The sequence below is a fragment of the Legionella stuttgartensis genome, assembly GCF_977063405.2.
In genome coordinates, this window is the sequence record NZ_CDRUHA020000060.1 from 96,182 (window position 1) to 112,218 (window position 16,037).

Consider the following 16,037-nt stretch of genomic DNA (forward strand, 5'->3'; position numbering starts at 1 on the left):
TTATGGTTTTGGCAATAATCGCCATTATTCTTACATTAATTTTGGTTGTTGGAATACATGAGGGTGGGCATGCATTAGTAGCACGTATTTTTTCAGTAAGAATCAAAAAAATTTCTATAGGTTTTGGGAAGCCGTTATTGATTTGGCAAAGTCGAAGTGGTTGTGAATGGGTGTGGGCATTTTTTCCATTAGGAGGTTACGTCCAATTAGAAAATACACGTATCAGTCCCGTAGATCCAAAGCAACATTCCGTATGTTTTGATAAAAAACCGATTTGGCAGCGTATTCTTATTTTACTTGCAGGAGCAGTGGCAAATCTGATTACCGCATGGTTTGCTTTTGTTCTGGTGTATAGCATAGGCCTTACATACACTATGCCAGAAATCAAAGAAGTACTTCCCAACAGTACCGCAGCGAAAACAGGGATGCTTCCTGGTGATAAATTTAAATCGATTAACGGTTCTGCTACTCCGACTTGGAGCGATGTGGGGATGCGTTTGGTGACTCTATGGGGAAAGAACAATATTCCTGTTACGCTGATTCGGACTAATGGGCAAGAGTCAAATGCCATGCTTGACTTAAGCCATCAACAATTTCATGGGGCAAAAATATCTTTATTGACGCAATTGGGAATTAAACCGAATTTATCTGCGCCCAAAAACATATTGCGGGCTTCATCCCTCATGGATGCAATACATAAAACGAATGAATTCATGGGGAATATGGTTTATTTTTTTCTAATGATATTGAAACAATTACTTACGGGAGTAATCCCTTTTTCAGTATTGTTAGGACCTCTAGGTATTTTTGCAGCGTCAGTGGCTTCACTTACCCAAGGCGTGGTTGTTTTTCTATTTTTTATAGCTAGCTTAAGTTTGGCGGTGGCCGTGATTAACCTGTTCCCTATCCCAGGTTTGGATGGAGGCTCTATAGTGTATGCGCTCATTGAAAAAGTTCGCGGCAAAGCGGTCTCGGTACCTATGGAACTTTTATTGCATCGACTGTTCTTTATTATATTTTGTGTCTTATTGGTTCATTTATTAATGAATGATCTGCAGCGAGTCTAAATTTTAATAGTTAATTAGATGATTGATGCAGGGTTTGCTTCGTTCTTGAAAAGCAATTACAATCAATCAGTTTGTCTAAAAAAGGTGAATTATGTATCAAAGATTGCAGCAACAACTAGAAGGACGCAGCGGGAGACAAGAAAAAGGTTATCGTCGGTTCTTTTCAGAGGAACCAGTCCAAAATAATAACATTCAGATTGCCATTAAAAATACGAAATTAAATATTGATAAAGGTAATTTTGATGGTCGCTTAGAAGCAGCTCAAGAGGCAATTCAAGCTTTTGCCGATCAGAATGAGATAATCTATCAATCGCATGGCCATGGTTATGGCTCTTTATCTGTTAACAGTGTGGCGCATAGTATTACTCCCTATGGCATTGATGTTTCCATGATGTTGCAATTCTGCGGCATTAATGAATCGGAACTCACTCGACAACCAGAGTGCAAATAAAATCATATCATTGTATCCTGCGTGAGAAACCAGGATACCTATTTTATGATTTACCAACGGTTCGTGCACAGCACCATATGTCTACCTGTTTAACTCCCGATTTTTTTAAAGTGAAAGCCAGTTCATTTGCAGTGCTGCCAGTTGTTAAAAGATCATCAATAATTGCTACATGATGCCAGGGAAGCTTTTTTGTTTTAAACGCATGGCGTAAATTTTTTTGCCGTTGTTCTCCATCAAGACTTGCCTGGGGCTCTGTGTTAATGATCTTTTGGCAACTGGTTAAATCATAAGGTAACTTTAGTTCTTTGGCGAGTAAACGAACTAAAACCGCTGCTTGATTAAATCCGCGTGCCTTAAGTCGTTGTGGATGCATAGGGACTGGAATTAAACATTGAGGCCTCGTTCCATGACTGAGAGAGTTAAGAATTAAGTGACTTAAAAAAGAACCAAGATAAAGGCCATTGTGGTATTTAAATTGATGCAAAAGACTGCGCAATGGTTCTTCAAAGATGTAATGAATAATTGTTCGGTCAAAATGAGGTGTTTTTTTAATACAGCGCCCGCAGACCGACAGATGCGTATCAGGTAAAGGATAAGCGCAGAAATGACAAGCAGGGCCTAAAGGCGTCATGAGCGAAATACACGCGTGACATACCGCCATTTTGTTATTATGAAATTGATTGCATAAAGCACATATTGAGTACAAGCTTAAACTTTGTGTTAAACTCCATATTTTCTGGCGCACGAGCGTTGGAATCCATTAATTTTTCCTGGTTTTATAATGGCTGTTATCTATGAAATTAGCAAGGCATTTAATCATCATGCCGCTGAATATGAACGTGCTGCTAAAGTACAACAAGAGATTGGAGTACGGTTACTAGAGCGATTGCAGTATTTGAATATGAAGCCGCAGCGTATTCTTGACCTAGGATGTGGACCAGGTTTTTTTTCTTATGAATTGAGCCAAATGTATCCAAAGGCCCAAGTTGTTGGTTTGGATTTGGCACAGCTGATGCTAATTCAGGCACAAAAAAAACAAGGTTGGCGACGCAAATGGCCTTTAGTGGCTGCAGATATGGTGCATATGCCCTTTGTTACAGGTGCATTTGATTTAATTTTTGCCAATCAAGTGATTCACTGGGGCGGTCCGTTACAGCGAGTTTTTCGGGAATTGAATCGAGTCATGAACGCTAATGGATGCTTGATGTTTACTACTTTGGGGCCTGATACCTTTAAAGAATTGAAACATGCTTGGTCCGGAGTGAATCAGCATGCTCATGTGAATGAGTTTGCTGACATGCATGATGTAGGTGATTGCTTGATGTCTGAGCACTTTTTGGAGCCCGTAGTTGATATGGAATTATTGGCGGTACATTATGAAACGCTGCCTCAGTTATTACAGGCTTTAAAAGCCCAGGGAGTAATAAATATTAATCCGCAACGAAACCAAGGTTTAACGGGGAAAATGGCCTGGCGACAATTCGAACAAAATTACTCTACCCTGCAAACGGATAAAGGAAAATATCCATTAACTTATGAAGTAGTGTACGGACATGCCTGGAAGGGCGAGCAAAGAAAAACAGAACTTGGGGTTGAAACCATGATCCCTATTTCGCAGATAACGAGGCGAAAGAGTTAAAATATCGTTCATTTCCTAATCGTTTGATATTCTTGTAATGCTCTTTTCCTTGCGAGATTATGATCCACTAATGGTAAAGGATAAGCCCAACGTAATGCGCAACTCATTTTGAGGGGCCTCCCAAGGTTTGTGAATCCATTTATTGGGAACTTGTGCTAATTCCGGTATCCATGTTTTAACGTAGTTTCCTTGGGGATCAAATTTTCTCCTTTGAGTATCGGATTGAAAATTATTTATTACCTATCCAATTGACTACGTTCTTGTAATTGCTTGGTTAAGTCAATCAATGCAAGTGCTTTTTGATCAAATATTTTTAGCGCATCGAACGCAATTTGATAATGCGTGTTGATTTCTTCTTCCAATTTATTTTTGGAGTATAGAGTCGCAAATGTTGTTTTTTGGTTAGCCAAGTCAGAGGAGCGGCCTTTACCCAAATCTGCAGGAGCATAATGATCCAGGTAGTCATCTTGCATTTGAAAAACCAGACCTAAATGACTGGCATAAGTCTGTAAAGCGACTTGATGGGCTTCGGGTACTGTACGGGCATTTAGAACCATTTCAATGCACGCTAAAATAAGTCGCCCAGTTTTAAGATAGTGAATTTCTCTAAGCTGTTTTTCGCTAGTAGATGATTTGGCTAATTCAGATAAGTCTAGACTTTGTCCGCTCACCATCCCACTAATGCCGCTGGCTTTAACAAGCTCAAGAGTAACTGCTATGACTTGTTGGGGGTCAATCAGTGGAGAAAGATGAGTTAATAGGACTTCAATGGCCAAGGGTTGCATGCCATCACCAGCTAAAATCGCTGTCGCCTCATCAAAAGCTTTATGACAACTCGGTTTACCACGACGCAGATCATCATCGTCCATCGCAGGGAGATCATCATGAATTAAAGAATAACAATGCGTTAACTCAATTGCGGCAGCAATAACATCGAGAATTTTTAGATCCAGATTGAGCAAATCTCCAGTTAAATAGACCAAAATAGGTCTGATTCTCTTTCCGCCAGGGAAAAGAGAATAATTAATTGCCGAACGTATCGTTGTTGCAGGCACAGAAGAGTCATTGATTATTTGCTTGAGAAATTCTTCATGCCGTTGTATGTAATTACTTATCACTTAATTGTTCATCCGAGCTGGGTTCTGCCGAGGTTAATGTTTCTATTTTTTGTTCGGCTTTTTGTAGCACATCCTGACAATTTCTGGCCAGGCTAATTCCTTTTTCAAATTGTTTCAGGGAGTCTTCTAAAGAGAGTTCGCCTTTTTCTAGTTGCCTGACAATTTCCTCTAGTTCCGTGATCGACTGCTCAAAATGCATACCTTGGCTCATAGATTTTGTCCTGATTGTGCAAAATGTACTGATTATACTGAGTTGTACTCAGGATTCAATGTAAGTAAATTAATTTTATTTGAATTGGATTCACAGCCAGGCTACCTCACATTTAAATTTAAGTGAGGTATTCAGGCCATGCATAATGAAGATTCAATAAGCTAAATCGTGTATATTAACGGCAACCGAATCAGATGGAATAAGTATGAAAACGAAAACCCAATTTGTATGCAGTCAATGTGCCGCAATTTTTAAGCAATGGGCCGGACAATGCACGCAGTGTGGGGCATGGAATGCAATCGCAGAAGAAGGTATGCCTGTGAATAAAAATTCGCGCAGCGGCTCTTGGGTGAATCAACGTTCGGTAATCACTGCTGTAGAAGATGTGGTTATGGATAAAGAAGTGCGCATGGATTGTGGCTTATCCGAATTGAACAGAGTACTAGGTGGCGGTTTAGTTTATGGCTCTGTAGTCCTGATCGGTGGCGATCCAGGAATTGGTAAGTCCACTTTGTTATTACAAACATTGGCTAATCTCTCGATGCAGGAAACTGTTTTATATGTCACTGGTGAAGAATCCTTACAACAAGTAGCGATGCGTGCCAAGCGCCTGGGATTACCCTTGGCGGGTTTAAGACTTTTAGCCGAGACACAGGTCGAATCAATTATTGCTCATGCACAAAAAGAAAGTCCTAAAGTGATTGTGATCGATTCCATTCAAACTATTTTTACGGAAAATATCAGTTCTGCTCCAGGAGGGGTGAGCCAAGTACGTGAATCGGCCGCACAATTGGTTCGTTTTGCTAAGCTAACCCAAACCGCCGTGTTTCTGGTTGGACATGTAACGAAAGAGGGTGCTTTAGCAGGCCCACGAGTTTTAGAGCATATGGTAGACAGCGTTTTATATTTTGAAGGTCAAAGTGACAGCCGATTTAGGGTCATTCGTGCCATTAAAAACCGTTTTGGTGCGGTCAATGAACTTGGCGTGTTTGCGATGACGGACAAAGGTTTAAAAGAAGTAGCCAACCCGTCAGCGATTTTTTTATCGCGTCAACCAGAACCTACTGCAGGTAGTGCAGTGATGGTGACGTGGGAAGGGTCGCGTCCTATGTTAGTGGAGGTTCAAGCGCTGGTGGATGAGGCACATGGGCAGCAATCCAAACGTGTAACGGTTGGGCTTGAATCCAATCGCCTGGCTATTTTACTTGCTGTATTACATCGACATGGGGGCATTGCTACCTACGATCAGGATATCTTCATTAACGTAGTAGGTGGTGTAAAAGTGACGGAAACAGGATCTGATTTAGCATTATTAGCCGCCGTTGTATCGAGTTTACGTAATCGAATTTTTGATCGGGAAACCATTATCTTTGGTGAAGTAGGATTGGCAGGTGAAATTAGACCCGTTCAAAGTGGGCAAGAGCGATTAAAAGAAGCAGCAAAACATGGGTTTAAACGGGCAATAGTGCCTTTTGCCAATGCACCAAAACAGCAGAACTCTTCAATGGTAATCGAACCTGTTAAATATTTGCACGAAGTTTTGGAAAAAATGTAATTCTTGTGCTAGTGGTAGCCTGGGTGAAGCGTATTGGACCCCAGGTTACGACGTTATTATCCTAAACCTGAAATATCGTCACATTTTTTGTACCATTTTTCGAGTCCATTAATGGGTAACTTGTTTGTATATAGTATTATTACTCATATGTGTCATTAATCATATATAGTGTCATTCACGCCTGCGCGGGAATGACATAAATTTAGGTCAAAACTGGTCCTTCGTCGTAAACTCCTCAGGATAACGTGGTATGCAATTACGTTTTTTTTGGACTGCCCCAGAGCACTACGTGCTGCGACTTGTTCGCAGCATCCAGTAAAAAAGAAAGCTTAGTGCCTCAAGGTGAATTGGAAGGCGAAACGAGGGATTTCCAGTCACAAAGACGTGTATGTGTAAAGTTTCAAGAACTTATGACATGATGGATGGATAAAGTCTTTACCTTTTTGATGTTTAATCAACGATAGGAGCAATGATGACTTTTCCAGCCAAGCTAAAATTTGAATTTATGGATATGCTAACCCGCAACAAAATTTCTTGCAGTCAGGGTTGGACGAATTTTATGGGAAACGTACGTAATCCCTCAGCTGTGGTTGTTGATGTAGATAGTGAAGCGCAAGTTCAATTAATTATGAAAGAAATAAAACGGATGAATGAGGGGCGGACTCCAAAGAATAAAATTACCTTAAGAGCGACGGCCGGTTGGGAAAATAAAGACAACAGTGTAAGCTGTTGTTTATTTCCATGGTCCAAAGTTCAGGAAGAAGAATACGGTAAAGGCAGTTTTTCTTTTTCAGAAGTAGTAGGAGGAAGAGCTTCTTCTGAAGGCGAAGGTACTGACATTATTCTTCGTTTTAAAAAGAAATTTCACAAAGCGAAAGTCCTAGGCCCTCTTAATACCAAACCGGCATGGCTTAATCCCAACAATCCAATTCACCAGCTTCCTGCCTCATTGGTTGAGGTAAGTGCTGGAATGCAAATAGCCGAATATGCAGAATTTTTGCGAAAAAATAATTTATCTTCATCGACGCTTAGTATGTTGAGTTGGGCAAGTTTAGTAGGATTACTTGGGCATGGAGGACACGGTACAGGTCGTGATGAGCCGGCAGTCAGTGGCTTGATTGAGTCAATTCGAGTTTGTGATATGGATGGAAACATTCGTGAACTGACCCCGGACCATCCTGATTTTCAAACATTATGTGCAGCACATAGCGGTTTTTTAGGAGTTATTCTTAGTGTCAAAATGCGCGCGGTGAAGGCTTACAATTTACGAGAAACAATCGCAGTATTTCACAATACCGAAGAAATGAAAGGCAAACTGGGAGATATATTAAAGAATAATCACTATGTGAGTGTTATGGGAATGCCAAGCTCCTCCCCACTGGGTGAGAATGTTCATCAATGGCAAGTGCGTATGTGGAATTACACTACGGATAAACCAACTCAAAAGACTCAACCAACCTATGCACCAACGATTACTTCTTTGGCCCAAGAGCTGGGACTAAGGTTGGGTAAAGATTTAATGGACTTCTTAGTTAATTCGGAATTAAGAAGTTTATTGCCAGAGTTTATGTTAATTGCAGCGGCTCAATCGATTGAAGAACGAGGAACAAAATCTATAGTCGATTTTGAAAATCATATCACCCATCCCCAAGTCGCGTTCCCTGAAAAACTTCGTGATGTGGATTATTTTATCCCTGTAAAAGATGACAAGGCTGGAGAGAATTTAGAAGCAATTTTGCAACAAATCGAAAATCAGGTAAACAAGGCATCGAGGCGTGGAGAATACCCGATAACTTACGCGGTCTATGTTCGTTATTTGAAAGGAACTAATGGAGGATTATCTCCAACCGGTACGAGCAGCCCTGATGAACATATCATTGCGTTGGATGTGGTGACTCATCCCCAAACACGAGGGATTGTTCGTTTTGAAGAAGAATTTTTAGAGTTTTTAAAAGAACAAAAATTTGAAGTAAGAAATCATTTAGGAAAACATTTTCCAGATGGAGTGGTTCATTATTCTCAGTTCTTAGACTCTAAAAACATGAAGGAGTTTATAGAAGCAGCGGAACGCTGGAATGCGACACCCCAGAAGAATGATGGTGCAGATCGTTTGGCTATGGCTCCTTATAACACTAATTATTTTCAAAAAATGCTTGATCTGAGTTTGGGTTTGAAAAGTGAATTGGAGGATAAGAGTATAAAAGAGATAAGTCATTCACCAAAAATGAAATCCATAGAATATACTAAAGAAGAATGTGTAAGTTTTTTGATGCGTCTCCATGAGGTGGTTGATTTAATGCCAGTACAGAGCGAGGCAGCGAAAAATGCCAAGGCGATTTTTTTAAAGACGTGTCAGAATGAATTGGAAAATCGAAGGATACGTGATTTGGTGATTTCTTAACTGGTCTTGTCATAGCCAGGGTGAAGCACCTGTCTCTTGATCACACCTTTGTCGACGCCCCGCGGCTTTGTCCGCGGGGTCCAGGGTTTTAGGCAGATTTTCTGGATCCCGCGGACAAAGCCGCGGGACGTCGGGATAGGGCTGGACAGGTTTTTCAGAGATGAGTATAAGATTCAGGTGAAGCCCCCAGGCTACACTCTGACGATGGTGGAATGATATATGGACATAACTCCTTTTTTTAAATTAATGGTTGACCGCGGTGCTTCAGACTTATTTTTTAGTGTGGGGGCGCCACCTAATATTAAAATTGAAGGGGTAATTTCTCCTGTAGGGCAGGTGCCACTCAAATCCCAACAAATGGCTGAAATTGCTTTATCGTTGATGAATGATGATCAGCGCAAAGAATTCGAGGCTACTTTGGAACTGAATATGGCGCTCTCCATTGCTTCTGTCGGGCGTTTCAGAATTAATTTGTTTCGCCAGCGTGGAGACATCTCGATGGTGGTGCGTTATATCAAAAATAAAATTCCTTCACTCGAACAATTAAATTTACCGCTGATTTTAAAAACTATAGTTATGGAGTTACGCGGTCTGGTTTTGGTTGTAGGTGCAACTGGATCCGGTAAATCAACTACTTTGGCATCAATGATTGATTATCGTAACGAAAACCAAAGCGGGCATATTTTAACCATTGAAGACCCTATTGAATTTATTCATCAACATAAAAAATCAATAGTGGACCAACGCGAAGTGGGTATTGATACCATGAGTTATGATAATGCCTTAGTCAATGCGATGCGTGAAGCTCCGGATGTGATTTTAATTGGTGAGATTCGCGAACGCAATGCGATGAAGCATGCTATTGCCTATGCAGAAACAGGCCATTTATGTATTTCGACGCTCCATGCCAATAATGCGAACCAAGCAATGGACCGCATTATTAATTTCTTCCCCGAAGATGCACGGAAACAGGTATTAATGGACTTGTCGCTCAATTTACGGTCTATTATTTCAATGCGTCTTATTCCTGGCGTGAATAATCAACGTATGGCTGCTGTAGAATTATTATTAAATACGCCTTATGTTTCTGATTTGATCGAGAAAGGAAAAATTGATGACATCAAAGAAGCTATGGAGCGCAGCACCGAACAGGGGATGCAGACGTTCGATCAGGCTTTATTAAAATTATACCGAAGCGGAGCAATTTCCCAAGAAAATGCAATTAAGTATGCGGATTCAAAAAATAATGTGGGTTTACAAATTCGTTTAAATAGTAGCGGTGACTTTGATTCTCAAAATGATACGTTAACTATTGATGAGAATTGATTTTTTTGTTCTTCATGTTAAAATTTAGCGCAATTTGATTCCGATTTATGGTTCATGGCTGCATTTTTTCAGATTAAAGATATTACCTTAGGACCGCCTTCACACGCATCGGGTCATGAGACGTATCTTAAAGCAGTATATACTCCCCCCAGTCGGGAAAAACCCGCTTATAAAATTATTTATAAAAAGAATAAATACGGTCAACCGCAATTTTCTCGTTTGGAAGTGATGTTTAGCCAATTGGCTCGCCTGTTTTTATTATCTGGTTTAACGCCATCGAACAACTTGGTGGTCGATGGTGACAAAAACATTCTTGGTTTGGCTGTTCAGCATCTTTGCTATGTTATAGCCAACAAGGAAGGGCTAGAGCATGACTTTTATGCTTTAAATGATCCAAATACAGGTTATGACTCAACTCCATCACGACTCAATGATCCCACTAAAATACCCATTTATTTTCTAGATAAATTACCTCAGGGCTTTTTTGCGCGCTTAGTCGAAGCGGAGATAGATGGAAAATTAACCATTGATTATGACTCTTTAGCCAGCATCCTTGCGACTTCTTATACTTTGGAAGAGGATGATCTGCATAAAGGAAACTATGGCTTTTATTTGGTAGAGCGCAATGGTAAGCCTCAGGTGGTGTTCTTTAAAATTGATCATGATTTAATGTTCGTAGATAGCATTATGGGGTTTCATACTCGCCGACCTTTTCATTTAATGCACGGTGCTCATGCGTTTGACATTACCGTCAAAGACCTTAAGTCACTCACGTGTTTAACTAATTCGTCTAATTCCTATTGGCCAACAAAATTTAGTTATATTGCTAATCCCTTTGACAACAAGGAATACCATAATTATGCCGATATTAATGCTTTTTCTCTGCTCAGTAATAATTCTCGGTTCACCCAAGCGAAATGGAAATCATTTTATAAACATATTTTAATTCCCAATGAGATCATTGAGCAAACAGTACAAGACTGTGCAGAAATGGAGAATGCGGCAGATCGCGCTGAAGTTGCATTGATGACCCAAACTACCATAGCAAGGCTTGCCCGTTTGCGGGCTGCATTGTTTTCGGTAAAAGATTTTCGAAATTATGTAGGCAGTTTGGATAATGAAAAAACCAAAGCTTTATTGCAAGAAATTATTCCGCCGCATCTAGTAACTGAGGTTCTTGTAAAACAAGTCCGTAATTCTTTTATTCACTATAAGACCTTATGTAATGAAGCCGGTGGATTTGAGAAAGGAGATACACCGTTACATACCGCAATTAAGCTGGGTGAGTATCGCTATGAAGAAACTTTGAGCATGTTTGCTCAGTTCATGAATGTAAAAAATAAAGCCGGTAAAACTCCTTTAGACATTGTAGTGGAACGAGTTCAAGCTGGGGTAGATGATGAACAGGATGTAACGAAAAATGGAGTGTTAATCATCAAACATTTAATAGACAATGGAGCGTATATAACCAAAAAATATAGAGATTCTGGTCTTATGCAATTAGTTAAAGCATATGCTTTTAAAAATCCTTATTTGGAACAAATAAAACCGAATATGAGTTATCGATCATTCAAGCAGATTTTAAGAGATATAGGTGAGGATCATCGTTTTTGTCTGAAATTCCAAAAGAATTTAGCTCTAGAAAGTATTAAGCGTTTTATTAAGATTAATCAAAATCATCCTAATTTTGAGAATAGACTGAACCAGTTAAGATACGACATAAATGGTTACTCATCTGAAGAAGAATCGGCAGGGGTGAAATACATACGCCAACTACGCAGTAAACTATGGATTATTCGCCAATTACGGGGATTATATGGTTGGAGTTCCACACAATGGGAAATTAATACCCTAATTAACCGGGCTCTGGAGCGTAACCAAGCCAAAGAATCCAATTCTTTTTCATTCTTTTCTTGTGCCAAGCAAGCAGAATCCCCTCCGGCCTATGAGTTACAAAATTCATGTCCCGTGTAAACTCCTCAGGACGCAGGTGAATGGTTACCAACCCACATCCAGCCTGATACAAATAATTGCCGTGTTCTCTCACTTATGAAAATTAGAAATTAATGGGTTTGCATTTCTCCCAGGTGGAATGGGTAATCATGTCGGCAACGTGCATAGGCGGCACCGATTTTGGTGGGATCGGGGTAAAATGCGTAATGGGTGGCTTTGTATGCACAACAAGGGACGGCACTAACAAAACACCCTCGTTTGGCATTCCAACGATAATGGCCATCTTCTGCAAGCTGCAATGTTCTACCATCAAAACACACATAACGAGGATTCGAAGGAATCTCGCCAATGACGCAACCTTGAGCATAAGCAAAATTAATTAATGCTAATAATAATCCAATCCGTATGATTTTCATCACTTAATCCTTTAATCTTGCTATAATAATGTTATAAAGTTAGTTCATCTTACCCCCTATATTCAAGCAAGATGTGCTGAAGCGATGAAATTTAAGGTTTATTTAATAAAATAAGTTTAAAATAGATACATTATGGTTTGCGGAGTGTTTGATTATGCCTAAGAATAAAGAGCTTTTAACCGTATTAAAGAATACTGCAAAGTTACGAGGACCTGGTGTTGTAGAAGCGGAAAGAAATGGTGCTTTAGACGAATTATTAAAAGCTGATGCCAATAATCCAAAAGAGTTTAGATCAGCAGTACTTTCGGATGAAAGTATAGCTTTTTGGCAGCAGATGGACAGCACTATTGCTCCTCCATCTTGGGGCTTGGGAACTATAAAAAGAGGTGCCAGAGCTGCATTTGTCTCATCTAACCCCGTCCAAAATGATGATTTTTTGGGCGCCAGACTACAAGATACTCCTACTTTGAAAGAAATAAAACAAGCAGCCGCTGAACAACGTGTCAAATTTTCATTAGCAGCTGCGCAAAATGATGTTTTAGTAGGCCTTTTAACCTCTGATTTTACCGATAATGGAACAATACTTAGACAATACTTAGCATCGAGGGAGAATTCTCTTGGACTTAAATTTGGTGAGATACATGGATGGAATCCAAGCAATGAGGATGTCCTAACCCATGCCTCTTTAGCTAAGATAAGAATAGAAGCAGCAAATCAGCTACTACTAAAATTAATAGCCAAACCCGAACTCACTGATCCTAAATTATTTGATGATCTAACCAAGGCAACAAATATAGGAGAATTTCAAACTGCTGCGAAAGCACTTATTACTGCAGGCGGAATTACCCTACCTCCTGGGAAAACACTAGATGATATAACAAATGGTTTGGCATTTGACTCCGTTGCGGTAGTTGTTGATGCCGCTACAAAGCGAAGAGACAACTTACTGGATCTAAAGGCTATAGCTGAGTTTGAGAAACAACTGCAAAATTTTAAAAGCACCGTTTCAGATATCGATCTTTTGGGAATGAAAAATACGCTTAAACAAGGTGAACAAGCATTCTTAGATGCATTGGCTGCCGATGCAAAATTAAAAGAGGATCTAGCGAATAACCCATATAAAGCTAGAATGGCGAACTTGAAGGCTAGTAAAAGAACGGCTCTTGGTACTACTCACCAACAACCATTATGTGAGCAATACCTAAAAGCTAAGATATTAGCTACAGATAAAGCAATTAATGATCCTCTTTTACTCAATCCATTAAAAGAATTAAATAAAGATACCTTAAAAACCCAATTAGAAAATTTCGTCGGAGCAGCCGCCGATGCCGATGATAAGGCAATTATCGGCAAGGCTATAACTGATACCAACTTATCCGCGTTTAAAGTGGCTTTAACGGCGAATATCATAAAAAAAATAGGTTCAGGTGGTACTCCGGCTGATCTTGATTCCTTAAAAAAACTCCATGCAGCTTCTGGTAATTTAGAGAGTTTCCGAAAAGAGCTCGTTACTAAGGTTGGAAATGGAGTTACATTTGATTTTGTTCAGGAAAAAGACTTGCCTGAGTTAAGAGAGACACTTCGTGATCAGATAGCTGCCTTTTCGCGAAAAGATCGGGAGGATAAGTTTAAAGCTGCGGTTGAAAAATATTCTCGTTTAGGTGCGGTGTCGCATCCAAAATTAATGGAAGTATTTAAACAGTTACCCGATACAAAGCAAACTCAAATTTTGGAATCTAGTAAGCAGCACGAATTGCTTTTTGTAATCAATGCAAAAAGTCCCGAAGAAATTAAGTATTATTGGGGAAATAAAGACGCCAATGGCAGTGCGCTTGTTGTGGATGCGCTTGTTCGAGAGAATGAACGTGCTGCGGCCTTTAAACAAATCATGAATCCCACAATAGCTAAAGTTTTGATGGGGCTTGATTATATTTCTCCTAATAAAGCGATGATTGATGGTATAAATGAAAGGTTATTAGCAAACAAAGACCTCGATTTTACTAACCTCGCTCATTATAAAACCTTAATTGACGATATTCATGGAAAATGTGCCGTACCGGCTCCAAATAAAAATGCATTTTATAAATCTTTTGATCTGCAAAGTGATTCTGTAAATACTTTAAAGGTACCCACGCATCCGATAGCAGATGCGGTACAAGACGAACATAAAAAAAATAAACCTTTATTTGATGCTCACCAAGCTGTATCTCATGTGGTGGTCAGGGTCAATGGAGTGCAGGAAGATGAGGCTTTAGGTCCAACACAGAAAAAATTTGTGCAGATTCTTGCAAGAGTTACGGGAGCTGCTCATCTTGACATTCAAGGGGTGTCGGTGATGCCGCTGCGAAATGAGTATCATATCACAGCCGATGTCAAGAATCTTTTTGAGAAATTTAAATCGAGCACTAATGTTCACGAGTTTCTTGATAACCTCATCCCTGAAGCAGTTGCTAATCGTGATCCATTAAAGGGCGCACTAAAAAAAGAATTAAGCAGAGAGTTTACGCCAAGCGTGTATAATGAACTAAAAGGCATGAGAATTACGAGTCTTTTTGGCATAGATGATCAAACTAAACTATCCACTATACAAGAAATCAATCAGGACTTAGAACGACTGCAAAAAAGTAAGTCTTCAATTGAAAAACATAAAGGACATTTAGAAGCGCTTAAAGAGGATCTTAAGTCTCTACCTGCTTTATATAGCGGGGCCAATGAAGTCAAAGCCAAAAACAAAGCTGAGAAAATGATAGCAGAATATAAAGCTTTGGAAAAGCAATGTGATACGGTCATCGTGCATTTAGAACGGGTTCAGGCCGAGCTTCAAGTCCGTCTAGATAATACACCTGCTGGTGGTGTAAGTCCTCAGGTAAAAGAACAATTAGATCCACTGCATGAGAAGTTAAAGAAAGAAATAACGGATGTTAAGGAACAGCTCAAATTTTATAAAGAAATAAAACAAAAAATTTCGGGAGAAAATGGTGCTTTAGAACAAATTAAAGGAATAATGAAGCGAGAGCTCACTGCGGTGGTGGAGACAGCATCTACTACATACTCCACACTCGATCTGAGTGATATCAAAAAAATTGATGGTCAAATTGTTGGCAGTGGCCTTGATTACTTCCCTATAAAGGCTGAAGCTCGTACTCCTAGTGTGACCACCGGAGCTACTAATACAAGTGGCGACTCCGAGACCTCTAAGTTACACAAAATCCCTGAGCAAGGTAAAGCTTTTTGTATCAATACGCTTTATGTGAAGCCTGATTCAACAGAAGTAAAAGGACGTATTGCTATTGATTATCATCCTGATGGATCTATTCCCAAAGCAACTTTAGCAGGAAATGATGTAGTCAGTTCTAGACCTATAAAGGTAATGATTGCTGTGCCAGTAGATGATCCCGTTCATAGAGCGGATCAATCCTTGAGAGCAGCAAGAGAATTGTTAAAAGATTGGGATGGCCAGAGTCTTATTAAATTGAAAGGCTGGAGTGGTAAAGAGAAAGAATTGGCCTATTTATGGACCGCTCTCAATGTTTTAGGCGAGCATCACCCCAAATTCTCTCGTGATAAAATATCCATTACAGGAACTGCGAATTGGAAACCTGATGGGGAACGTAACTGGAGAGGTTTTACCGAAGTTTCTGTTTATAATAAAGTATTCAAGGAAAAAGCCAGTGGATACACTGCGGAACATGTAAGGGAATTCACCTCCATGATTGATCAAAAGAAACGAGATAAAGTGGATAAAGGTGTTAAAAACTCAACTTCATTCTACAGAGATACTCTCAGTGGCGATAAAGATCAAAATATCGAGAAAGAAGTTGAAAAAGATAAGAAAGTAGAAGGAACAGCTAAGACTCTTGGGGGGTAGGTTTAAGCGATAATTACTAAAAAGGGGTATAC

At 39.7% G+C, this 16,037-nt stretch carries 13 protein-coding genes; 8 read left to right on the forward strand and 5 right to left on the reverse strand.

Annotated features, from left to right (window positions below; all coding sequences use genetic code 11):
• Nucleotides 1-2 precede the first annotated feature (2 nt).
• The gene (locus ACWTEW_RS19765; protein WP_454780223.1) at nt 3-1,067 is read left to right on the forward strand and encodes a M50 family metallopeptidase; all 1,065 of its coding nucleotides are present in this window, start codon (nt 3-5) and stop codon (nt 1,065-1,067) included.
• Nucleotides 1,068-1,158: 91 nt separating this feature from the next.
• Complete coding sequence (locus tag ACWTEW_RS19770; protein WP_454780224.1) at nt 1,159-1,518, forward strand: hypothetical protein; 360 nt, start codon at nt 1,159-1,161, stop codon at nt 1,516-1,518.
• Nucleotides 1,519-1,561: 43 nt separating this feature from the next.
• On the opposite strand, the gene ACWTEW_RS19775 is transcribed toward ACWTEW_RS19770, so the two are convergent.
• A complete protein-coding gene (locus ACWTEW_RS19775; protein WP_454780225.1) occupies nt 1,562-2,263 on the reverse strand; it encodes a ComF family protein in 702 nt (233 codons plus the stop codon).
• 36 nt (nt 2,264-2,299) lie between these two features.
• Between ACWTEW_RS19775 and bioC the strand changes: the two genes are divergently transcribed.
• Nucleotides 2,300-3,157: a malonyl-ACP O-methyltransferase BioC gene (gene bioC, locus ACWTEW_RS19780; protein WP_454780226.1), complete on the forward strand. Its 858-nt coding sequence runs from the start codon at nt 2,300-2,302 to the stop codon at nt 3,155-3,157.
• 57 nt (nt 3,158-3,214) lie between these two features.
• Here bioC and ACWTEW_RS19785 read toward each other — a convergent pair whose 3' ends face one another.
• Genes ACWTEW_RS19785 through ACWTEW_RS19795 form a run of 3 tightly spaced genes read right to left on the reverse strand, consistent with a single transcriptional unit; the run spans nt 3,215 to nt 4,486 of the window.
• Nucleotides 3,215-3,394 (reverse strand): FAD-binding domain-containing protein, encoded by a 180-nt coding sequence (locus ACWTEW_RS19785; RefSeq protein ID WP_454780721.1) that lies wholly within the window; start codon nt 3,392-3,394, stop codon nt 3,215-3,217.
• The gene (locus tag ACWTEW_RS19790; RefSeq protein ID WP_454780227.1) at nt 3,394-4,275 is read right to left on the reverse strand and encodes a polyprenyl synthetase family protein; all 882 of its coding nucleotides are present in this window, start codon (nt 4,273-4,275) and stop codon (nt 3,394-3,396) included. Before ACWTEW_RS19790 ends, ACWTEW_RS19785 begins: the two co-directional genes overlap by 1 nt.
• Nucleotides 4,265-4,486, reverse strand: coding sequence for an exodeoxyribonuclease VII small subunit (locus ACWTEW_RS19795; RefSeq protein ID WP_454780228.1), 222 nt, complete (start codon nt 4,484-4,486; stop codon nt 4,265-4,267). Before ACWTEW_RS19795 ends, ACWTEW_RS19790 begins: the two co-directional genes overlap by 11 nt.
• A 205-nt stretch (nt 4,487-4,691) precedes the next feature.
• Between ACWTEW_RS19795 and radA the strand changes: the two genes are divergently transcribed.
• The 4 genes from radA (at nt 4,692) to ankK (ending at nt 11,742) form a co-directional block, all read left to right on the forward strand.
• A complete protein-coding gene (gene radA, locus ACWTEW_RS19800) occupies nt 4,692-6,041 on the forward strand; it encodes a DNA repair protein RadA (RefSeq protein ID WP_454780229.1) in 1,350 nt (449 codons plus the stop codon).
• Between the two features lie 472 nt (nt 6,042-6,513).
• On the forward strand, nt 6,514-8,442 hold the full coding sequence (locus ACWTEW_RS19805) for an L-gulono-gamma-lactone oxidase (protein ID WP_454780722.1): 1,929 nt from the start codon (nt 6,514-6,516) through the stop codon (nt 8,440-8,442).
• 219 nt (nt 8,443-8,661) lie between these two features.
• The gene (locus ACWTEW_RS19810; RefSeq protein ID WP_454780230.1) at nt 8,662-9,768 is read left to right on the forward strand and encodes a PilT/PilU family type 4a pilus ATPase; all 1,107 of its coding nucleotides are present in this window, start codon (nt 8,662-8,664) and stop codon (nt 9,766-9,768) included.
• A 54-nt stretch (nt 9,769-9,822) separates the two neighbouring features.
• Nucleotides 9,823-11,742, forward strand: a complete 1,920-nt coding sequence (ankK, locus tag ACWTEW_RS19815) for a Dot/Icm T4SS effector AnkK/LegA5 (RefSeq protein WP_454780231.1) — start codon at nt 9,823-9,825, stop codon at nt 11,740-11,742.
• An 89-nt stretch (nt 11,743-11,831) separates the two neighbouring features.
• On the opposite strand, the gene ACWTEW_RS19820 is transcribed toward ankK, so the two are convergent.
• On the reverse strand, nt 11,832-12,137 hold the full coding sequence (locus tag ACWTEW_RS19820) for a hypothetical protein (protein WP_454780232.1): 306 nt from the start codon (nt 12,135-12,137) through the stop codon (nt 11,832-11,834).
• 154 nt (nt 12,138-12,291) lie between these two features.
• Here ACWTEW_RS19820 and ACWTEW_RS19825 point away from each other — a divergent pair, with 154 nt between their 5' ends.
• Nucleotides 12,292-16,005: an AAA family ATPase gene (locus ACWTEW_RS19825; protein WP_454780233.1), complete on the forward strand. Its 3,714-nt coding sequence runs from the start codon at nt 12,292-12,294 to the stop codon at nt 16,003-16,005.
• The last annotated feature ends 32 nt before the right edge of the window (nt 16,006-16,037 follow it).